Here is a 21376-nt window from a genome sequence, read left to right as displayed (position 1 = left end):
ACGCCACCCTCCACTACCCTACCGGTGCGTGAACAGACGCACGACTGACCGCGCCAGGGTGGATCACTGGTTATCACGCCTGGGCGGAGAGCAGTCTGGGGCCTACCGGTGGGGTCGGTCTCGTATCTCTCTGACGATACGATCCGCCACCGACACCGGGTCCTCATGCTCCCAAAAACGCAGCACGAGCCATCCACGATCCTCCAGCAGGGCCGTTGTTTGCCTGTCCCGCTGCTCGTTACCGTCGATCTTCTCGCGCCAGAACTCCATGTTTGTAACTGGCATCGAGAAGTGGGTCGGGCACTTGTGCCAGAAGCAGCCGTCAATGAAGACGACCACGCGCATACGAGTGAAGAGCAGATCGGCGGTCCGTCGGATTCCGATCTCTGGTCGCGCGTTGACGCGGTAACGCAGCCCTTGGGCATGCACAATATGCCTCACAGCGAGTTCAGGCTTGGTATCGCGACCGCGGTTTCCCAGCATCGTCTTGCGTGCCGCGGGGCTAGACGCCCAGGAGTCGCTCATGTCTCAAAGTTACGTCCGTTCTGCTGTTCTCAATCTATGCGCCGAGACGAGCCACACGTTCGGCCTGGCACGCTCACGGATCTTGGTGCGGATGAGCAGGACCACGGTGATCGGTCCGTTCAGGATCAGCTTGATCGAGTTCCAAGCGCACAGCAGCACCAGGAGGTTGAGCCACCCAGGCCCACCGCTCTCGATGGTGGTGACGCACCAGTGGACGGCGAGAAGGTACGGGGCTGCGAGGAGCATCGAGGGGATGCCCCAGCGCAGGCCTCGTCGGGTGCGGGTGGCGGCGATGAGGAGGTTGGTGGGCGCGTAGCTGAGGATGCCGTGAGCGCGAACGCTGACGGCCCAGATGAGCCGGAACATGGGCACAGTCCTTTCAAGGGGTTCGGCGACAAGAACCTGAAAGGACCGCCCGTAGCGTGCGGGGTGGTCATACCATCGCGGGGAGCGACAGCGCCAATATAGAGGCCGCCTCGTCCTCCACTGTACGACGATGGCCTGACATCGAGAAGGACACCGAGCTCACAACGCGCGGCGGACCGGCTCCCGTTCCGGCCTACGCTGCGGCTCCTCCCCCGCTCCCCGCACCAGGCTCCGTGCTCGATCCAGGGCGGCCTTGGCTCGGGCGGCGTCGATCTTCTGCGCGTCGTTCTCGGCCGGGGCACCGAGCGGCGTGGGGTCGGTGATGCCGTAGCGGTCGCGGTACACGGCGACGGTGCGAGCCAGGCGTCGCCAGGTCGCCGCGGTCTTGGCATCCTTCGGCGGTGTGCCGAGCGCCCGCGTCCAGGTCTGCTTCTCGTTGAGGGCGGTGTCGAGGAGAGCGGTGGCGCGGGATTCGATGAGGTCTCGGCGTTCGGTGAGCGCCTGCCGAAACTCGCCGCTCATAGTACCGGTTGCCTCCGGGATGAGACCGGCGATCAGGTGGGGCGTCTTGCGGGCGCGTCCGGAGCCGGCTGGCCTCGCGGTGGCTCGCGCGACGCGGTAGTGGAGGACCGCGGCGATATCGTCGGCATCGGCGAAGGCTCGTGCTCGCACGAGCCGAGGCAGCAGCGTCTCGCTGTCGTGGTGGTTGGCTTCGGCGCGGCGGAGCTCGGCGGTCAGCGCCCCGAACGCTGGGGAGGCGATCGCGTCCTCGGCCTCATCCTCGGTGAGACCGGACGTGCGGATGAGGAGCGCCCATCTGTCGCGTTGTGCGGCAGCGGCGAGCGTTTCGTACTCGGCGGCGAGCTGGCCGATGTTCGCCCAGGCCTCCTGCTCGGCGGTGATGGTCTCGTGGGCGGAGAGCTCGGCGCCGACGTGCTGGAGCACCCCGTGCAGCACGCTTCGGGCGGTGGCCTCGGTGTTGTCGCCGGGGTGCGGGCCGTCGTGGGAGTCGTCGGGCTTGTCGATGGCGACGTAGGCGAGGTTCGTCTCCCGGCCTCGGGTGAGCGCGACGTACAGGTTCTCCCTAGTCATGCTCGCGTCGACCAGGACGTGCGAGGTTTGGACAGTGATGCCTTGTGCCCGGTAGGAAGTGACGGCGTATCCGAGGTCAAGGTGTTCGGCGGCGTAGTCGGCGGGGAGCACGACCGACGCGCCCCACGTTCGGTCGGCGCGGCGGAGGGTGAGGGAGCCGTCGTCGCGGACCTCGGTGACCGTCCACCTGTCGCCGTTGCGCACCCAGCCTCGCCCGGCACGCAACCGGCGGTCGTTGTGCCGGGTGATGACGGTATCCCCGACCGCGGCACGGGTGCCGTCCTGCAACGCGACCTCGCGGCGGGCGTCTACGGTGCCGTCGAGGATCAGGTCCGTGCGGGCGCGCTGGTTGAGGACCTGGACGGACTCGTTCGAGTCGGTGACCAGCACTGTCGCCCTGCCGTCTTGCCGGTCGGCCCGCCATGCGGCGTAGGCGGCATCGACCATCGCCTCCGTCTCGCCGCCCTGGATGCGGTCGTGGTCGAGGTAGGTGTCGATGACTTCGGTGCGCCCGTGCCGCAGGCTGAGGGAGGCGGTCTTCTCCCACTCGTTGGCGAACCTGTGCACGTCGACCAGCTCGGGGGCGTCGTTGCGGTCGTGGACGAGCAGCGAGAACGCGCCGCCGGCATCGACGGACTGGAGTTGCGCGTAGTCGCCGATCAGCAGCACCTTCGCCCCAGCCTCGGCCGCGAGGTTCGTGATGCGGTCCAGGGACAGGGTGCCGGCGAGGGAGGCTTCGTCCACGATGACGAGCTGGCCTCTGCGGAACGTGTCTCCGTGGACGAGGTGGTTCTGCCACCACTTCGCGGTGTTCTCGGTCGCGATTCCCAGATCATCGGCGAGGACCTGCGCCGCGACCGCGGACGGCGCGAGCCCGATCACGCTGCCGGCGCCATGCTCGTGCTCCCACGCCCGCCGCAACGCGGACATGGCCGTAGTCTTCCCCGCCCCAGCAGGGCCAACGAGGACATCGACGATGCGCCCGGACATGGCGATCTTCGCCAACGCGGCAGCCTGGTCGTCGCCGAGAGTGTGTCCCTTTCGGTCCGGGCGCGCGGCGATCCGCTCGACCACCGCGAGCGGCACGGTCGGCCCGGTGGTCGTGCGGGCGCGGTCAATGAGGCGGTCTTCGGCCGCCAGCAGTCCTTCGGAGGAGAACACTGTCGAGTGCTTCGGCCGGAACACCGATGTACCGTCCGGTCGCCGGAACACGACGGGACTCGACGCAAGCTCCGGCGGGGTGAGTCGCAGGGAGGCGGCCTCGGCGGCGTCCACGACCAGCCCGACGACCGCCTCTCGATCCATGGTTGAGGCGAAGCGGTAGCGCATCGTCTGCCGGGCTGCCTCGGCCGTGAGGTTCCAGCGTCGCCAGGTGGATCGCTTCTCACCCACGACGTCCACGACCGACTGGCCGAGGGACGCGATCACGTCCAGGGGGATGTCGTCGGCGCGCAGCAGCAATGGTGTCTCGTTCGCCGTCACGCTCCGCGCCCACGCGGTCGCATCCGCGCCGAGGAACCGGCCGGCTCGCTGCCGCCATTCGGCGGTGAGGTAGGCGAGGGATCGGACCTGCTTCTCGGGCCTTGTGGTGAGGGTGGCTTGGGCGCGGAGCTTGATGATCGTCGCCGTCGAGGGCTGACGTCCATGCTTTTCGACGTACTCCGCAATGAGGCGGTTCTTCTCCACGTCGATATGCCGGGAGCGAGAGGAGAACTCCGCCACCAGCTCCTCGGGCACCGCCGTCACCGCCCAGGCCGGGTTGCGGTCACGGCCCATGTCCCGCGCCTCCCACTCCACGCCGAAAGCGCGTGTCAGATGGTCGGCGAACACCGCCTCGTGCAGCTCCGACAAAGCGACGGTCGCGGCGTGCATCGGCCGCCCGTCAAGGGACCGCCATTTGCCGTCGAGGACGGTCTGCACCTTGTTCGAGATGACGACGTGCGTGTGCAGGTGAGGGTCGCCGGCGCGGGAGTCGTAGTGGTCGAATGCCGTGGCGATCAGACCTCGGACATCGACTTGTGCGACGGCGCCGTTGCGGGCGGTTGCGCCGGTGCGGGTGGCTGCAACCTCCCGTTCCATGAACGCAACCACCTCCGCAACCGCCGCATGATGCGCATCCGCGATCAACGCCTGCGTCCCCGCGTCCGCAACCGCCCACAACACGCTCGCGGACTTCGGGATCGAGAACGTGAAGTCATACCCCGCGACCGCGCGCCGCGTCCCGCGCGCCGCTTCCTCCGCCTCGCTCTGCGCGACCGCCTCCGCGCGGGACACTGGACCGAGCATCGGGTCGAGGGCGGCGACGCGCTCTGAGATGCGCTCGGCCACGGTCTTGTAGGCGGGATAGGCAAGGCCGAGGGGTTCGCCTGTGACCGGGTTCCGACCCATCCCCACCAGGAGCTGGAGCTGGGACTCAGACACCTGATCGCCCTCCACGACCATCCCGCCGAGCGCGGCGACGCCCGCGCCGAGCCAGCGCCCTGGCGGGCTGCCCTCCTCTGCGTAGTAGCGGGTCAACGGCGTGGAGAGCGACCTGTCACCGTCCCCGGCGGCAACCGTGCGCAGCAGGTACTTGTAGCCGTCGCCGGCGCTCATCACGCGCATCGAAACGGTCATACACGTAGGTGTTCGCGACACAACCCACGCATCCATCACCGTGGGCTTAGATCGCCGCCGATAAAGTTGCAAAGGTGAAGAACCCGGCCGCACGCATCGTCTTGTCGGTTGCTGCTGTCGTAGTAGTCGCGTTCGGACTGTTCTCTGCCAGCGTCGCGATATGGGGCTCGTGGTGGCGGTTCCCCAACATGCCGACCGCCGAAGAGTGGTCTGCCATATTCGGAGCTTCAGCTCTGGTCGCGTTGGGGTTCGCTTGGTACCAGATTCGTCAGGTGGATCAGTCGAACAAGGCGCTGATCGCATCGAACGAGCTGGCGCGCCTGGTCAACGTCGAAGCCGTCCGACCGAGGGTCCAGGTCGCCCTGGAACCCACTCGTTTCGTTCGAAAGAACCGCGGTGCACCAGCAGAGGGCACGCTTCATATCGCCGTACGAAACATCGGGGTGAGTCCGGCCCACGAGGTGCGGTTGCGCGTGAATCCGGCGTTCACTTCCCTGGAGAAATTCTTCAACCCTGGAATGATGGGCGCACATTTCGCTGCGGTCAACGAGACATTCAGCGGCGACGTGAGCTTTCGAACGCTCAATCCTGGCAACACATACATCTGGTTCCTGGGTCAAGTGCCTGACTTGTTTGACGACGCGCCGGGAATCCCGCGCCGCTGGGAAGTCGAAGCCGAGTACACCGGAACAGCATCTCTAGAACCGTTCCACGAAACGTTTGTACTCGACCTCGACGTCGAGAAGCGCATCGAGTTGCCTGTCGATCCACTCGTGCGTATTGGCAAGGACATCGAGGCCGTCGGAACCGAGCTCAAAGCGATCAAGGGCGTTGTCCCGAAGAAGCTCACGCTCAGTGATGATTCCTTCGAGGCACTAGGGAAGCGCAACCGCTGGATACGATCTTCGGCGGCCGGTGCACGGCGGGCTCCATCTTGGCTGCGAAGACGGCGTTGACATCGAGGTGGTTGCGCGCGTAGCTCCTCAATGGCCTGTTCGCGTCGCGGACACAGGCTGAGGATTGCGCCAGAAGAGCCTCCAGTTGCGGCAGCAATCGCAGCGTATTGCGCCCGCGGCCGCATCCTGCTTAGTCGCTGGTCGGCAACGAACACCCTTCGCGCTTTCGATGGCCGAGCCTCTCAGCCACGAACATGAGCTACCCGCCGCAGGTCATACAGCCGGAACGCTTCGCTTAGGGTCATGGTTGCCGCTGCGATAGCGGGGCCAACATCGTTGTTGAGGTCTCCTCGTAGCCGCACGATCGAACCACCCGACTCCTCGCGTACGACCTCATTTCGGTCGAGTCGCATGACGCCGAAATGGTACTGCGCGTGGGCAGCCGCGCTACCCGATCGCCAGATTGCCTGCGTCGCACCGATGAGGAGGTCGTCATCGATGCCGTGCATGTGCTGTGCGACCCAGTCGATCGCCCCGGTCTGATGGAACCGAATCTTCGTGACGTCCTCTCGCAGGCCGAGCGCAGCCGCGACCTTCTGCAAGCTGGCTTGCCGCTCGCGCAGTTGCTCCAGGAGGCCCGCACGAGCCTCCTCAGGTTTGCCTTCCGGGATCTGCATATCGCGGAAGGATGTGACCTGAACACGTAGGTCGTCGGCGCGGAGCCTGAGGGCCCGCTCGCGACGTTCTTGCCGCGTTGGCGGTGCGAGGACCCACACCGCGTTCACTGCCGCAACGAACGCGGTCCGCGCAACGGTCATATAGGCCGTCGGGTACATCGTGCTTGTTGCCCGCATGGCTTCGATCGCGAAATCCAAGTGCTCGGACGAGATGCACATCGAGTACCAGACGGGGTTCTCGACACTCAATCCGTCGACTGAGTCAGCTGCGAGCGAACTTCCAGGCTCGGGCGACATCGGATTCTCTGCACGCTTACGCCAGGCATCGACCGCTTCCGAGATACGGTCCAGACGCCTAAGCCACTCATTGTTCTCGGGCGGTGAAGACTGCCGCCCGGGTCGCCGCTTCGTCATAGCCGCACCATATCCCCGTTTACACGCCCGCCTTCGCTACCCGTTCGGCCTCGACCTGCAAGACGCGTGGTGGCCCTGGCTGAGGCGGAGTCGATAGCGCTCGACGGCTGAAGTGGCGGACGATGCGCCTACTATCGTCGCGTTATGACAGCGATGCGATTTCAGGACAAGACGGTGCTGATCACCGGGGCGACGAGCGGCATGGGATTAGCGGGGGCACGCCGATTGGCTCGAGAAGGGGCCTCGCTCATTCTCTACGGTGCCTCGAGTGATCGTGCTGCAGCATTGCAAGACGAAATGCCCAGCGCGGTCGTACTGCACGGCGACCTTGCCGATGACTCCTCGATCGACACGCTGCGGGCCGCAGCAAGCGTGGGACTCGACGGGCTGTGGCTGAACGCCGGCATCGCCGAGATCGCCTCCGTGGAGGTGACGGGCCAGGCCGTTTTCGATCGGCTGATGGCCGTGAACGTCCGCGGGCCGTTCCGGCTGCTGGGCGCGGTCCTGCCGTCGCTTCGGGAGGGCGCTTCGATCGTCGTCACCGCGTCGACGTCCGTCTATGAGGGTGCCGCGGAGACTTCAGCGTACGCGGCTTCCAAGGGAGCACTGGTCGCGGCTGTGCGCAGTTGGGCTACCGAGCTTGCCCCGCGGATGATCCGGGTGAACACGCTCGTACCCGGCGCGATCGACACCGACTTTCGACGCTTCCTTGACCCCGCGAGACGGGATGCGTTCGAGGGTGCCGTGTCGGCGGCGACCCCGCTGCGCCGGCCGGGCACGCCGGACGAGGCCGCCGCAGTGGCGCTCTTTCTGCTGTCCGACGACGCCTCGTACGTGACGGGAAGCCAATACGCCGTGGACGGCGGTCTAACCCTCGTCTAAGGACGTTCAACCCCAAGTTAGCCGGGAAAGCGGCGGCCTCCAACCTACAAAGCGCCAATGGTCGTTTCGGCGTTCCCCTTCATCCTCCGAGGAGTCCCGAGGCGGAGGAACTCGCGTCCATTGCGCTCAGCACGGACAACGCGCTTATCGCGAAGTACGCCAGGGCCGAGATACCGAGAAGCGGGCTGATCGCTAGGCACATGACTCGAGTGCGATCATCGCCAACCGCTCGAACGAATCGAATGAACAGAGCGATCGCCAGTGCCGCCGCGGTAACCGCGAGTGCCGCCATGACCGCGGCGTTCACCGCGGTGTACTGCCAGACTTGGTTGAGAACGAGTTGCCGAACGGTCTCGTGACCGCTGCCGGCCTGGTCATTTGCAAGTGAGGCCCTGAGTTCCCCGAGGGATTGCCTCTCTGATGCATCATCGGGGCTGACCGGGACTAGGGGGAATAGGGCGACGAACGGCACAGCGGTCGCCTGGATGTTAATTGCGAGCAGCCCTCCAGCTATGACAGCCACCAGGGTTGAGATGGTTCCGCCAACCGCGCTAGCTGCGCCCCCGGCTCGCTCTGCTGCACGGAAACGCGACCACAGGATCACAGAGGTGACAATCGATACAGCCACGAGCAGCCCGGAGAGCAGGACCTTGATCACGTGCCACTCGCGCCAATAGTCGATGAGGGCAACTAGAGCGGGCGGCATTGCGCCGTCCCCGCTGTCCCAGAATGCGGAGAGACCTGCCGCAAGCGAACTCGGCACAGCATTGGGGCTGCCAAGCACGAGTCCGGGAAGCAGCACAAAGGCTAAGGTCAACGCGGCGGCGGCTACGGCCAGAGCGGCGATCCAGATGCGGGGGATGCGAGCCAGTTTTGCCAATTCGGGTCCTTTCGGTTGACTGCGTGCGACAACCAAGAGGACCACGCCGACGCACGTCGACGCGTCAGCCCTAAGTCTCACGCTCCTGCTACCGAAGTACCACCTCGTGTCCGCCGCTCGAGCGACTCCACTCAGGAGTTCGCGGCATGCAACGGTCGCTAAACCGACGGGTGACTGTGTGGCTCGTCGTCGGCCACATGCGTTTTCACGCGCTCTGAGCCGCTCGCGGTGAGCAGATGCGGGGCAGTCCCGTTCAGAACGCACGGGCTCAACCGATAGTCGCGCTCGGCCACCGAGAAGCTCGGCGCGAAGTAGGACTGCGTGCCGCGCAACCACACGATCTTCGAGAACGGATCCGTCCGCGTTACCGTGGCCTACCCGATTCGCGTCGGCGAATGGCCGACCCTAGAGGTCAGACCCCGGGATCGTCTTGGCTCCCACACGAAGACTTAGCGCGCGCGTCACTCCCACTGGGGGTCGGCAGCGAGTGCACAAGGACCTCACGCCAGGTCGCGCCGGTCCGTCATAGCCACACGGTAACTTCAACGACAGTGCGGCCATCTCCCCTCGATGCCGTACCGTGGCTACGGTCGAATCATGGGCAAGGTTTTCGATGAAATCGACGTCAAGCTAGCCTCGTGGATCGAGGCTCAGCCGCTATGGTTTGTTGCTACCGCTCCCCTCTCGGAGAACGGGCATGTCAACGTCTCCCCGCGCGGCCACGACACACTATCCGTACTCGCGCCTCGCCGTGTTGCCTGGGTCGACTACACCGGCAGCGGGGTCGAGACCATTGCGCACCTCCGCGAGAACGGGCGCATCTGTCTGATGTTTCTGTCCTTCGATAGCCGCCCCCGAATCGTCCGTCTACACGGATCTGGCTCTGTACTCCTTCCCGGCGATGCTGGTTTCGACGAAGTTGTCGATCTGCACCCGGACAATCCGAGTACACGCGCCGTCATTGCGGTCGAGGTCACGAGGATCAGTGATTCCTGCGGGTGGGGTGTACCGGTGATGGACGTGCGCGAGGAGCGGGACCTCCTACGCCTTCAGGCCGAGAAGAAGGGTCAGGTGGGGATGGATGAGTACCGCCGCCAGAAGAACTCACTCAGCATCGACAGTCTACCCGGCCTCTAGATCGTTAGGGCGACGACTCGCCCGAAAGTGTGGACCGAGACAACCGTCCCGGATGCGGGTTTCGAGGCGGCATACCTTTCTGGCTGCGCTCCTCCGTGGGCGACTATCGCGTGGAGGCGTCTGCATCGTTGAACCGGCTTATCAGTGGGCCATAGAGCAGAAACGATCGTCCTAGGCCTGTCACGATGGACTTATGCAGTTCTCTGACACCGTGGCGTTGCTACGCGGATTGGATGACGCACGGATCGCGGTGTGGCTCGACGGCGGTTGGTGCGTAGAGGCGCTTGTCGGTGCTCCGACCCTCTTGCGCGACCACGACGACCTCGACATCGCCGTGTCCCGTGATTCCGAGGGACTCCTGCGCTCTTGGCTCGCGTCTAGGGGCTTCTCGTTGAACCTGCACCGCGAGGCGCAACCGTGGAACTACGTCCTCACCGACGCGCAGATTCGCTCCATAGATGTTCACGTCTTCGAGTTCGACCCCGCTGGGGTCCACGTCTACGGGATCGAGTACCCGGCGGCATCGCTGACAGGATCGGCCGAGTTGGGCGGCCTGACCGTACGATGCATCGCGCCCGAGTGGATGTTCCGCTTCAAGACGGCATACGCTCCCACCTCCAAGGACCTCATCGACGTCCACGCCCTCGCCAGGACGTACGGCTACCAGATCCCATCGACCCACCTCGGCTGATTGAAAAGAGGCACTCCAGGCCATAGACGATCGTTCTCGGGGCACGTCGCGTGTTAGGTGATGGCTTGCATGGTCTGGCGCAGGTCGATGTCGTCGAGCTCGGGCGTCTGATCGAGCACCAACCCTGCCGCGGCGAGCACCCCGTTTGCGTCGGCCCAAGCGGCGATCTTCCAGTACTGGAGCGGGAGTGGACCTAGAAGCGAATAGGGCCGGCGAGGAAGGCGACGGCAGGGCGCTACTTTACCCGTGCTCGGGGGTCGTCTGTTAGAGGGCTTTCAAGTGACAGCGCCGAAACCGGGCTGGTGCGGAGTTGGCCGAGGAAGCGGTTGCGGTGGGCCTGTTCGGGGTATCCGGCGGTGTCTTTGACGCAGTCGGGGCACCAGTGTCCGGCGGTAAGGATGAGCCGGGGGCTGCCAGTGAATTCGTGTCCGAATCCGCACCGCCAGGTCAGGGGTGTAGTGGTGTCGCCGCGGGTGACGTCGGCGGTGAGGAGTTCTCCGCCGCGGAAGGATGCGGCCTCGATGTAGTCCAGGGCGCTCCATTGGGTGGGGGGTTTGGTTTCGTCGTAGCCGTGGTCGAGGTAGGACGGTTCTCGGTCGGGGCGGGGTGGCCAGAACGTGGTCCAGTCGCCGATCTGTTCCCAGTCTGCGCGGGAGCCGAAGTAGGCGGTGAGCTTTTCGTCGTCGCCGTCGCGGACGAAGCCCATGGTGCCGCGTGGTTTCAGGGTCAGGGGTTTCAGGACGAGGTTCTTCACCACCCAGGCGGGTATTTTCCCGGCGATCTTTAGGCCGGGGTTGGCGGTGATGGCTCGGCGGAGGGCGTCGTCGAAGGTGTCGCGGCGGAAGGGGACGAGTTCTTCGAGCCGGTCGGAGTCGGTGTACCAGGAGCCGTGGAAGTTGCGGGTCGCGAACCAGTTCCGGTCGTACCACTTCCTGACGTCGGTGACGCCTAATGCTGCGGTCATCTGGGTCTGCAGTTCCCAGTTCGTGAGCCGCCAGCCGTCCCCACCGCCGATGTTGTAGAGGCCGCCCCAGAATTCCTCGGGCACGTCGGGTCCGCAGATGTTGACCATGAGGCGGGCGGCGTCTTCGACCGACACCCATTCCATGACGCCTTCGAAGGGTGAATGGGTCATGATCGGGTCGCGGATCTCGAGCATGCCGGGGTGGAAGATCCCGGTCTGGCGCACCCATGCCCACTTGGGTAGCCCGGAGTCGACGAGTTCTTTCTCGGCGATGATCTTGCTTTGGCCGTATTCGTCGTAGCGGGCAACTTGAAGGGGGTCGCCGATGCGGCTCCAGTGGTGTGGGGGGTTGCGGTCTCCGGTCTCGGCGATGGAGCCAACCCCGACCACGCCGATCGCGCCGGGGTCGGGCTGCGCGGCGACCGCGCGGATGATGTTGTGCATGCTGCCGACGTTCACGGCATGAGCCAAGGCTGGGTGGTCGTCGGCGAACGGGGACACGACTGCACCGATGTGAAGAACGAAGTCAGCGCCGCGGACGCAGGATTCGACCGTCGGGTAGTCAGTGAGGTCCCCGAACACCACGTGAAGGTTTTCCATGTCCTCGTATTGATGAATCACCGCGAGGTCTTTCGGGGATGGCAATACGAGCGCGACGACGTCGAACTCGTCGGCGTGTGCACGGAATTCGTCGAGCACTTTCCGGCCCCAGTTGCCGGCCGCGCCGGTTAAGAACACGCGTGTTCGCGAGGCAGTCTGGGTGCCCATCGGGTCCTTTCGTATGGTTCGTTTGTAAGGTTTCGGCGGTTGCCGCTGCCCCGCGCGAAGGTTCGGTCGTGCGGACTCAGGTGCGGCTGAGTTCGAGGAGCTGTTCGGCGGCTTCGAGGGTGAAGGCGCCCTGGGTGAAGCCCAGGAATTGCCGCATCGGCATCGACTCGACCATCCGCAGCCCGTCCACGCCCATCCCGTTCTGCTCCTCGCCGCCCATCGCCGCGGTCAGCCCATCGATGAGGATGCTGCCCACGACGGGGTGCGCGAACCACTCCCCCACCGCCGAGTCCAGGGACAGGACGGCGGCGCGGGGTTCCCCGGCCAGCTCGACGGCCTGGACGGCGACGATGGTGTCGACGGAGTCTCCGATGAGAATGCTGTACCGGCCGGGGGCGACGACCCAGTCGTGGGCGTCGATGTCCCAGTAGGCGAACGCCCGTCGGTTCAAGGTGAGGGTGACGGTGCGGGTCTCGCCGGGGTCGAGGGTGATCTTGTCGAACCCGCGCAGCTCCCGCACGGGCCGGCGGACGGGGCCCTCCTCGGTGGCGACATACAACTGCACGACGTGCGCTGCCCGCCTGCTTCCGGTGTTCGTGACGGTCACCCGGGCGGTGACATCGGCGGAGCCGGTGACCTCCACGGTCAGGTCCTCGGTATGGAAGGTGGTGTAGCTGAGGCCGTGCCCGAACGGGTACCGGACCGGCCGGTTCAGGGAGCTGAAGTGGCGGTAGCCGACCATGACGCCTTCGCCGTACCGGGAGTGGCCTTGTTCGCCGGGGAACGTGAGGTAGCTGGGGGTGTCTTTCAGCGTCAGCGGGATTGTCTCGGCTAGGTGCCCGGACGGGGACACGACCCCGTAAAGCAGGTCGGCGATCGCGGAACCGCCCGCTTGGCCCAGCAGTGTCGCGTCGAGGATCGCGTCGACATCGTCGTGCCACCCTTCCAGCGACACGACGCCCCCGTGGGAGAGGACGACGACAGTTTTCGTACCCGTCGCGGCGACCGCTTGGATGACGGCGACCTGCTCTTGGGGCAGGTCGATGCTGGTGCGGTCGAAGCCTTCGGATTCGTCCTCGGCGGCGAGACCTACAAAGACGATCGCGATGTCGCTGCCGTGGGCGGCCCGGACGGCGTCGTCGATCAGCGCCGGGTCCTGGTCGTTGCCGCGGAGACGGAATCCGGGCGCGTAGGTGACCTGCTGGTTGCTGCGAGATGCGAGGGCGGTGATGGAGTCGAGGGCGGCGTCGACTCGGGTGGGGGTGACGTGGGAGCTGCCGCCACCCTGATAGCGGGGGGTGACAGCGAACTCCCCGATGACGGCGATCCGCGCTGCCTGGTCCAGGGGAAGGGTGTCGTTGGTGTTTCGGAGCAGCACCGCGCAGCCCAACGCGAGGTCCTTCGCCAGGGCGTGGCCGGCGTCGATGTCGATGCTGCCACTGGCGGGGCGCACGAACGCGCCGAGCTGCAGGACGCGCCGGACGGCGTCATCAACCACGGATTCGGCGATCCGCCCCGACGTGACCGCGTCGATGATGCGGTCGGCGCTGTCGATGGTTCCGGGCATCTCCAGGTCCAGGCCGGCGGCGAGGGCTGCGACGGGGTCGCTGACGGCGCCCCAGTCAGAGACGACCACCCCGTCAAAACCCCACTCGGTTTTCAGGATCTCGGTGATCAGGTGCGGGTTCGCGGATGCGGGGACCCCGTTGACTTTGTTGTATGCGGTCATCACCATCGCGGGGCGGCTGGTGGTGACCACGGTTTCGAAGGCGGGGAGGTAGATCTCGCGGAGGGTGCGTTCGTCGATGTCGGAGCTGATCTGCATCCGGTCGGTCTCTTGGTTGTTCGCCGCGAAGTGCTTCACCGCGGTGCCGGTGCCGGTCGCTTCGACGGCGGCGGTGTAGCTGGCGCCGAGGGCACCGGAGAGGTGCGGATCTTCGGAGAAGTACTCGAAGTTCCTCCCGCACAGGGGTGAGCGTTTGATATTCACGCCCGGGCCGAGGAGCACGTTCACGCCGAGAGCTGCCGCTTCCTGGCCCAGGCGGGTTCCCATCCGGGCGGCGAGGTCCCGGTCCCAGCTGGCCCCCACGCCGACCGCGGGCGGGAAGCAGGTAGCGGGCAGGCTTGCGCTCACCCCGGTGTTGTTGCCGGAAAGGTCGGGGGGCCGCACCCCGTGGGGGCCGTCGGCGAGGACCACGGCAGGGACGTCGTGCTCCGGAAGGTCCTGGGTGGACCACAGGTCACGGCCGGACAGCAGCGACGCCTTCTCGGCGAGGGTGAGGGTGGACGGGTCGACGGTCATGGCGTCTCCTTCGGCACGTGTCGGCGGAGAGGTGGCCCGCCGGTCGTGTGAGCTGTGGGTGTGAGTGTGGGGGTCATCGGGTTGTGGCCTGCGTGACCGTCACGGTGACGTCCCAGGGTCCAAGGGAGAGGGTGTCGCCGCGGTCGATAGAGGCGCCGGTGTGCAGGTCGGTCATGGGGAACGGTGCGTCGATCTCGGTCGGGGTCCAGGACCAGTTCTGGATGACGTGCAAGCGTTCCCCTGCCCGGTTCACGGCGCTGTGCACGCGGGTGCTGGAGCCGGCCGGGACCCACGGGTGCAGATCGGCGCGTGCTGCGGCCCACCGGAACAGTGCGTCCGCGAATTGCGGGTTCGGGAGGGTGCCGACCGTTGTGACCCGGCCCGCGCCGGCCGCGGTGGTGGTGACGGCGGCGTAGTCACCATGGAAGGGGTGTTCGTAGCGGGCGATAACGTCCGCGCCGGCCGCCTGGTAGGACTCGATCCATTCCAGGCCGGCCGCGTCGGCGGGCAGCACGAGATCCTCCGCGACACCGGTCACGGTCACCGGCTGGTCGATGTTGGAGTACTCGTCGTACCAGGCTCCGGCAGGACCGTGCAGACGGGCTGGGGCGACCTCGAGGCGGGCGCGCGCCTCGGTGTCGGCGTATCCGGTGCGCGGTCCGATGATGAGGTGGCCGCCGGCCTCGGCGTAGGCGGTCAACCAGTCCAGGATGCGGTCATCGGCGGCGTAGTACGCGGCGGCCACAAAGATGGGGACGGACGCTGCGGTGCGGGCCGGGTCGTGCTCGAGCAACTGGGAGGCGTGGAAGAGGCGGGTTTGCAGGCCGGCGTCGAAAACGCCCCGCTCGAACGCTTGCACGAACGGCGAATAGGAGTCGGCCCGGCCTCCGTCACCGTCGGGCAGCGGACCGAACCCGGCGAGAGCCCATTTGCTCGGGTAGTCGTACAGCAACCCCACCTCCGCGTCCGGGATTAGACCCACGATCCGGTCACCGAGTTGGTTCAGCTCTTCACCGATCGCGGCGATGTCGCGGTAGGTGCGGCCGGGCTGCTGGCTGTGTGGCAGGACACCGCCCCAGTAGGTTTCGGGACCGAAGTGCAGGGTGTGCCAGTGCCAGTACTCGATCATCTGGGCGCCGCGGCTGATCAGTGCCCACACGCTCTGCCGGCGCTGCCCGGGGTACGCAGGGTTATTCATCGCGGATAGCCCGATCGATCCGGCACCGACCTCAGTAACCAGGAACGGCTCATGGCGGGTGCCGAACATCCAATCCGCCGAGTGGTACAACCCCCAGGTGCCCTGCGTCCACCAGGTCTGCGGAAGGATCTCGGTGCTGGGCAACGCCAGAGCGTCCTGCGCCTTGAAATACGGATTCCCGGCGGTGATCGTGAACAGCTCACCGACAGCGTCGTCTCGGAGGGTAGGCCGGCCATAGGACATGCAGGTGGTCACGAACCGGTCCCCGGCGTACTCGTTGACGATCCCGGTCTGCCACGCCATGAACTCCGTCAACAGGTCCGCTTGGAAGCTCTGCCAGGCCAGGGCATACTGCGGCAACGAGTTCGCGTCGGGCCGCCACAGGTCACTCCAATCCGACAACCGGTGAGACCAGTAGGTCAGTCCCCACTCCCGGTTCAGGACCTCGACTGTGCCGTAGCGGTGGCGGAGGGAATCGCGGAACCGTTCGAAGACCCCGTGATTGTGCAGCACCCACGCGCCGGGTTCGTTGTCGACCTGGAAGCCGATGATCGCCGGGTGGGCGGCGTGGCGGGCAAGGATGGCGCGGACGACCCGTTCGGCGTGGAACCGGAACGCGGCGTGGGAGATGTCGATCTCTTGCCGCAGCCCCCAGCCGAGCGGTTTCCCGGTCGCGACGTCCACGTTGATTTCTGGGTAGCGGCGTTGCAGCCACGGCGGGATCGCGTAGGTCGGGGTGCCGAGGATCACCCCGATGCCGTACTCCTTCGCCATCTCCAGCACCGGCACGATCCACTCCAGGTCGAAGACGCCGTCCTCAGGCTCCCAGGTCGACCAGACGGACTCCCCGATCCGGATCACGGTGAACCCGGCCGCTTTCATTTCGTCGAAGTCTTGGCGGAGCCGCTCGGTGGGCTGGTACTCGTGGTAGTAGGCCGCACCGAAGAGGACCTGGGTGAAATCGTGGGGCATCGTCTTCCTGGCTGTGATGTCGTCGTTTGTTGGGGCGGTGGGCGGAGTCAGCGGACTTTCCGGATGAAGGTGAGCGTGATCGCGGCGGCGATGATCAGCACGAACGCCGTGATGAACGCTCCCTGGTACCCGCCGGTGATCGTGACGATGATCGAGGTGATCACCGGGCCGAGCATCTGTCCACCGGAGTTGGCCATGTTCAAGATCCCGAGGTCTTTGGCCGCGTGCTCCTTGTTCGGCAGCACTTCGACGTTCAGTGCTTGATCGACGGAGCTGAAGATGGCGTTGCCGAATGCGCTGATGGTCGCCGCGACAATCATCGCCCAAGCGAACGGGGCGAAGAACGGGAAGATCGCGCCGATGGCGAGGACGATAGCGGCGCCGATCACGAACGGCTTCCGCCGACCGACCTTGTCCGACAGGGGTCCAGCGGCGAACCCGACGACCAGGGAGACCAGAAGCCCAATGCTCCCCGCGATGGCGATGACCGATCCGGCACCCTGATCGTCTAAGCCGATGTAGTCCAGGAGGATGTAAAGCTGATAGTTGCTGAGCGAGTACGCCCCGGCGATGACGAAGAACTTCCCAAACAGCGCCAGGTAGTAGTCGCGGGCGCCTCGTCGAGGGAACTTGATGTTGCTGAGCAGCATGCGCGCGCTGAGGCGAGCGCGCGGTTCGTCTCTGTTCGATGTCTCGGGAGCGATCACCGCGAAGACCAGTCCCGACAGGCCAACGGCCACGGCAAAGATCACCAGACCCTGCCGGGGGCTCGAAATGAACATTGCAGCAGTGATGGAGGCGACGGTCGCGCCCACGGTGAGAGCCACCCCGTAGACAGCCGAGACAGTGCCGCGATACTTCGTGGTGACCCGGTCGGAGATGACGGCCACCATCGGGGCAATGATGGCGTTCAGAAGGAGCATGAACGCGCACCACCACGCAACGAGCGCGACGAGCGTGGTCGAGGTCGAGAAGCCCCATAGGGCAAGGCCGGTCGCGATACCGCCGCCGACCATCCACGGGACGCGCTTGCCGAACCGTGATCGCGTCAGGTCCGACAGCGCCCCGAACACAATGTTGGACACGAGCGAGAGCAGGGCGCCGAGAAGACCCATTGTCGCGACGAGGCCGATCTTCTCGTCCGGCGCGACCTCGGCGACAAGGGCCGGCATCAGCACGGCGATACTGGCGATGTATGGACCGATCCACAGCGCACCACCGACGAAGAGTCCGATCGCAACTCGCCAGTTGAACCGGGACAGCGAAACCGGACCCACCGTCACGTTGCTCCTGGTGACGTCCGTGACGCGATCGCGCAAAGTCGGGTCCGTCATCGCGGGATCGACCGGCGAGGAATCGGGTGGGGTGAGCGGAGGCAGGTTCGACATCATTGTCCTTCAGAGTGGGCGGCGGTGGTCAGGTTAGGAACGGGTGGTGGAGCTAGCAGCGTCCGTGGCGGCCCTCAACGGGCGTCGAGCTGACGCAAGCGGGCTTCCCATTCGTCGGCGAGGACGAGGGAGAGGAAAACCTCGAGGTGTCGGGCGACGTCAAGGCCAGCTGGGGCGTTCAACCACTGGATCTCGATCCCTTGCCACAGCGCCAGCAGCGAGCTGGCCGCGACATCGGGATCGACACCCGGCCTCATCAGTCCTGCCTCGGACACCAGGCGAAACCAGGTAGCCAGGCTGCCTCGACGTCGTTCCCCCCGCTCGCGGAAGTAACTGTTCAGCGGGTGCTCAACAGCGGTGGCCTCCGCTTCGAGCACCGCGAACGTCCCCATCGCGGCTGGGTCACGCATGTTCGCGCGGGCAAGGTCCAGCATCGCGTTGGGGACATCCGCGAGGCTCTCGATCGGATGAGCGGCGGAGAACCCGGCCGATTCCGGGTCCGCCTGCTCGAGCACAGCGAGCATCAGAGCCTCTTTCGAGGGGAAATAGTGCATGATGCCGGACTGATCGATCCCCGCGAGCTCGCCGATCATCCGCAAGGACGCGCCCCGGTAACCGTGCAATTGAAGAGCACGGCCGGCGGCGTCAAGGATCGCGTTTCGGGTAATCGCGGACTTCCCATACGGTCCCCGACGACGAGGCCGCCCGTCCGAGCGCAGAGCCGCAACATCGGTTGCCGACGGCTCGACCGTGCCCATGTGCGCCCTCGCTTTCAAAATTCAACAGCTGATCAAAATCAGTATGGGTAACCGGTGGCAAAATTTCAAGACGTAATGAAAATTCGCTTGATCCCCTTCGGGAGCGCCGCAGGCTGCCGCCCCGCCTCGGAGAGGCGCCGTGCAGTCGCGACCTCTTGCAGGCTTGCATTAGTCATCCAGGTTGACCATAATGTAGTCAACCCAGTTGACCAATGGTTCGGAGGAGACATGACCATCACCGACATCACATCCGACGCCGCGACGATTCCCGGCGTCACTCACCACACCTTCCAGAGCGGCGACGCCGTCCTCCACTACGTCACAGCAGGAGCCGAGGGCAGCCCGATCCTCCTCGTGCACGGCTGGCCAGAAACCTGGTGGGCGTTCCGCTCGGTCATTCCGTTGCTCGCCGCATCACACCGCGTCGTCGCCGTGGATCTCCGCGGATTCGGCGACTCCACCGCCTCCGAGGGCGACTACACCGTCGAGGCATCGGCCGAGGACCTGCACCGGCTGATCGAGCATGTCGGTCACGGCGCGGTTCACCTCGCTACGCAGGACCTCAGCGGTGGTCTCGCCATCCGATTCGCCGCCACCCACCCGGAAGACGTCCTCAGCTTCATCGGCACGGAGACCACCTTCCCCGGGTACGGCATGGAGATGCTCGCCGACGTGAACAACGGAGGATCGTGGCATCTCGGCTTCTACGGCACCCCCGGAATCCCGGAGATGCTGCTGCCCGGCCACGAGCGCGCCGTCCTCGAGTGGGCCTACGCGGTCATGGGCGCCGACGCCGCATCCGTCACTGTCAGCGACTTCGACGAGTTCGAGCGCACCTACGGTCGCCCTCACGCCGAACGCGGCCCGGCGGGCCTCTACCGCTCGCTATTCACGGACAACGGCGATCTCCGTGAGGTGCTTCACCAGCACCCCCTTTCGGTACCGATCCTCGCGATCGATGGGCCGAACCACCCCTTCACCGAGATGACGCTGCGCCAGGTCAGCGAGAACGTCACCGCGGTCCACATCGACGGCGTCGGGCACCTCGTCGCACAGCAGGCGCCGAAGGCGTTCGCTGACGCACTCCTCGAGTTCACGGCCCGCATCGACCGTCACTGACCACGCTGCGCGGTAGCCCTGATGCAGTGCGCCGACGTCATTCATCAGGGCTACCGCCCCTCAACCTAGGCTCATCCCATGACGCATCCCGGACCAGATCTCGCCCTCCTGCTGCTCGGCTCCTACCGAAAGCTGGTCGACCAAGCAGTCCGCGAACTCGACCGACGCGGATACCCCGATGTCACCCCGACGCTGCACTACGCGATGACCGCGATCTCGCTCGGCGCAAAAACCGGCTCCGAACTTGCCCAGGCCCTCGCTGTGTCCAAACAGGCCGCTTCCAAGACGGTGACCACCCTCCTCGAGAGACACTTCATCGAGAGCATCCCCGACCCTGCCGACAGCCGGCGCAAACGGCTCACCGTGACCGACCTCGGCCACCGGGTTATGGAAGAGGGTGCCGCCATCTTCGACGCCCTCCGCGACTCATGGAGCGAGGCCGCCGGCCCAGACGCACTCGCCTCACTAGAACAGACACTGCGTGACTACAACGGCGCCGAGGCGATCCGCCTCGACTCCCCCGGCTGGGCCAGCCAGGCCTGACTCGCCAGGCGGTCAGTAGCCACGGCGAGGTGGGCACCTCCCTACGTCGCAAACCACACGGCGACTTCCGAAGAGTTGACGCGATTGAGGACCGGCCACCAACTCGTCTCGAAAACGTAGAGCCTTCCGAGACACTCCGTACGGCTTTGATACAGAGTCTTCTTAATTCACAGACAGATGTATTGTGTGTTCATGACTTTGACCGCGACGCTCACGCATACCGCCGCGCTCGCGCGGCTCGGTCACGCTCTCGCCGACCCGACACGGGCGGGCATCCTGCTCGCGTTGCGGGAGGCGCCGGCGTACCCTTCTGATCTTGCCGACGCACTCGGCGTCTCCCGGCAGGTCATGTCGAACCAACTCGCGTGCCTGCGCGGGTGTGGGCTGGTCGAGTCGATGCCCGATGGTCGGCGTGCCTGGTACCGGCTCACCGACGCGCATCTGGTGTCGGCGTTGGACGAGTTGCTGCGTGTCGTGCTCTACGTCGAGCCCGACTGCTGCGACGCAGCCGGATGCGGCTGCGTGTGAGCACGACCCTCACCGACGAGCGTCGGCAGGTCCTGCAGCGGCGCATCCGTCTGATCGTCGGCGCCACGATCGGCTACAACGTGGTCGAGGCCGTCGTGGCTATCACCGCGGGCTCGATCGCCTCCTCGACAGCGCTGATCGGCTTCGGTCTCGATTCGGTCATCGAGGTGCTGTCCGCGGCCGCGGTGGCATGGCAGTTCACTCGCCGCGACCCGGAGCCCTGGGAGAAGGGCACGCTCCGCGTCATCGCGATCGCGTTCTTCGCCCTCGCCGTCTACGTCACCGTCTCCTCGGTGTTCGCGCTGGCTGGGCAGGAACAGATCCAGCACTCCCCGCTCGGCATCGTCATCACGGCGCTCAGCGTGGTCATCATGCCGTTCCTGTCGCTGGCCGAACGCCGCGCCGGCCGCGAGCTGGGCTCGGCGACCGCTGTCGCGGACTCGAAGCAGACGCTCATCTGCACGTATCTTTCTGCGGCCGCGCTGGTCTCCCTGGTCGCGAACAGTCTCCTCGGCTGGTGGTGGGCTGACGCAATCGCCGGGTTGGTCATCGCAGTCTTCGCCGTCCGCGAGGGGGTCAAAGCGTGGCAGGGTGACGCCTGCGCCACCTCGGTCGGGATGCTCCTCGAAAGCGCCGACGACCACGGGCAACAGAGGTGAG

18 protein-coding genes are annotated in these 21376 nt (G+C 65.8%); 8 read left to right on the top strand and 10 right to left on the bottom strand.

From position 1 onward, the window contains the following. Positions 1–102 precede the first annotated feature (102 nt). The 3 genes from AVP41_RS00190 to mobF all read right to left on the bottom strand — a co-directional run bounded on the left by AVP41_RS00190 (position 103) and on the right by mobF (position 4599). Positions 103–525 (bottom strand): very short patch repair endonuclease, encoded by a 423-nt coding sequence (locus tag AVP41_RS00190; protein WP_067159073.1) that lies wholly within the window; start codon positions 523–525, stop codon positions 103–105. Between the two features lie 9 nt (positions 526–534). Then, positions 535–891, bottom strand: coding sequence for a hypothetical protein (locus tag AVP41_RS00185; RefSeq protein ID WP_067159070.1), 357 nt, complete (start codon positions 889–891; stop codon positions 535–537). 159 nt (positions 892–1050) lie between these two features. Further along, entirely contained in the window at positions 1051–4599 is a 3549-nt protein-coding gene (mobF, locus tag AVP41_RS00180) for a MobF family relaxase (protein ID WP_067159068.1), read from the bottom strand. A gap of 74 nt (positions 4600–4673) precedes the next feature. Here mobF and AVP41_RS00175 point away from each other — a divergent pair, with 74 nt between their 5' ends. Then, positions 4674–5555, top strand: a complete 882-nt coding sequence (locus AVP41_RS00175) for a hypothetical protein (protein ID WP_157532340.1) — start codon at positions 4674–4676, stop codon at positions 5553–5555. 182 nt (positions 5556–5737) lie between these two features. Here the strand turns inward: AVP41_RS00175 and AVP41_RS00170 are convergent, their stop codons facing one another. Then, a complete protein-coding gene (locus tag AVP41_RS00170; RefSeq protein WP_157532339.1) occupies positions 5738–6586 on the bottom strand; it encodes a hypothetical protein in 849 nt (282 codons plus the stop codon). Between the two features lie 174 nt (positions 6587–6760). Between AVP41_RS00170 and AVP41_RS00165 the strand changes: the two genes are divergently transcribed. Beyond that, complete coding sequence (locus AVP41_RS00165) at positions 6761–7468, top strand: SDR family NAD(P)-dependent oxidoreductase (RefSeq protein WP_231902630.1); 708 nt, start codon at positions 6761–6763, stop codon at positions 7466–7468. Between the two features lie 79 nt (positions 7469–7547). On the opposite strand, the gene AVP41_RS00160 is transcribed toward AVP41_RS00165, so the two are convergent. Beyond that, positions 7548–8348 carry a hypothetical protein gene (locus tag AVP41_RS00160; protein WP_157532338.1) on the bottom strand — a complete coding sequence of 267 codons (801 nt, stop codon included), beginning with the start codon at positions 8346–8348 and terminating at the stop codon, positions 7548–7550. 597 nt (positions 8349–8945) lie between these two features. Here AVP41_RS00160 and AVP41_RS00155 point away from each other — a divergent pair. Continuing rightward, positions 8946–9485 carry a pyridoxamine 5'-phosphate oxidase family protein gene (locus AVP41_RS00155; protein ID WP_067159052.1) on the top strand — a complete coding sequence of 180 codons (540 nt, stop codon included), beginning with the start codon at positions 8946–8948 and terminating at the stop codon, positions 9483–9485. Between the two features lie 193 nt (positions 9486–9678). Further along, complete coding sequence (locus AVP41_RS00150; RefSeq protein WP_067159049.1) at positions 9679–10176, top strand: nucleotidyltransferase domain-containing protein; 498 nt, start codon at positions 9679–9681, stop codon at positions 10174–10176. Between the two features lie 235 nt (positions 10177–10411). Here the strand turns inward: AVP41_RS00150 and AVP41_RS00145 are convergent, their stop codons facing one another. The 5 genes from AVP41_RS00145 to AVP41_RS00125 all read right to left on the bottom strand — a co-directional run bounded on the left by AVP41_RS00145 (position 10412) and on the right by AVP41_RS00125 (position 18526). Continuing rightward, positions 10412–11908 (bottom strand): NAD-dependent epimerase/dehydratase family protein, encoded by a 1497-nt coding sequence (locus AVP41_RS00145; protein ID WP_082828940.1) that lies wholly within the window; start codon positions 11906–11908, stop codon positions 10412–10414. A 76-nt stretch (positions 11909–11984) separates the two neighbouring features. After that, positions 11985–14210, bottom strand: a complete 2226-nt coding sequence (locus AVP41_RS00140) for a glycoside hydrolase family 3 C-terminal domain-containing protein (protein ID WP_067159047.1) — start codon at positions 14208–14210, stop codon at positions 11985–11987. Positions 14211–14283: 73 nt separating this feature from the next. Further along, positions 14284–16380, bottom strand: a complete 2097-nt coding sequence (locus AVP41_RS00135; RefSeq protein WP_067159044.1) for a beta-galactosidase — start codon at positions 16378–16380, stop codon at positions 14284–14286. 47 nt (positions 16381–16427) lie between these two features. Beyond that, positions 16428–17714 (bottom strand): MFS transporter, encoded by a 1287-nt coding sequence (locus AVP41_RS00130; RefSeq protein ID WP_197464223.1) that lies wholly within the window; start codon positions 17712–17714, stop codon positions 16428–16430. Positions 17715–17842: 128 nt separating this feature from the next. After that, on the bottom strand, positions 17843–18526 hold the full coding sequence (locus AVP41_RS00125) for a TetR/AcrR family transcriptional regulator (RefSeq protein WP_082828938.1): 684 nt from the start codon (positions 18524–18526) through the stop codon (positions 17843–17845). A gap of 228 nt (positions 18527–18754) precedes the next feature. On the opposite strand from AVP41_RS00125, the gene AVP41_RS00120 reads away from it, so the two are divergent. The 4 genes from AVP41_RS00120 (at position 18755) to AVP41_RS00105 (ending at position 21375) form a co-directional block, all read left to right on the top strand. Next, positions 18755–19645 (top strand): alpha/beta fold hydrolase, encoded by an 891-nt coding sequence (locus tag AVP41_RS00120; protein ID WP_067159035.1) that lies wholly within the window; start codon positions 18755–18757, stop codon positions 19643–19645. A gap of 78 nt (positions 19646–19723) precedes the next feature. After that, positions 19724–20188, top strand: a complete 465-nt coding sequence (locus tag AVP41_RS00115; protein ID WP_067159032.1) for a MarR family winged helix-turn-helix transcriptional regulator — start codon at positions 19724–19726, stop codon at positions 20186–20188. A gap of 192 nt (positions 20189–20380) precedes the next feature. Beyond that, the gene (locus tag AVP41_RS00110) at positions 20381–20716 is read left to right on the top strand and encodes an ArsR/SmtB family transcription factor (RefSeq protein ID WP_067162633.1); all 336 of its coding nucleotides are present in this window, start codon (positions 20381–20383) and stop codon (positions 20714–20716) included. Next, positions 20713–21375, top strand: coding sequence for a cation diffusion facilitator family transporter (locus AVP41_RS00105; RefSeq protein WP_231902629.1), 663 nt, complete (start codon positions 20713–20715; stop codon positions 21373–21375). Before AVP41_RS00110 ends, AVP41_RS00105 begins: the two co-directional genes overlap by 4 nt. Position 21376 lies beyond the last annotated feature (1 nt).

The sequence above is a fragment of the Microbacterium sp. TNHR37B genome (genome assembly GCF_001620065.1).
Taxonomy (GTDB): Bacteria; Actinomycetota; Actinomycetes; order Actinomycetales; family Microbacteriaceae; genus Microbacterium.
This window is presented reverse-complemented; position numbering and strand designations above follow the sequence as displayed.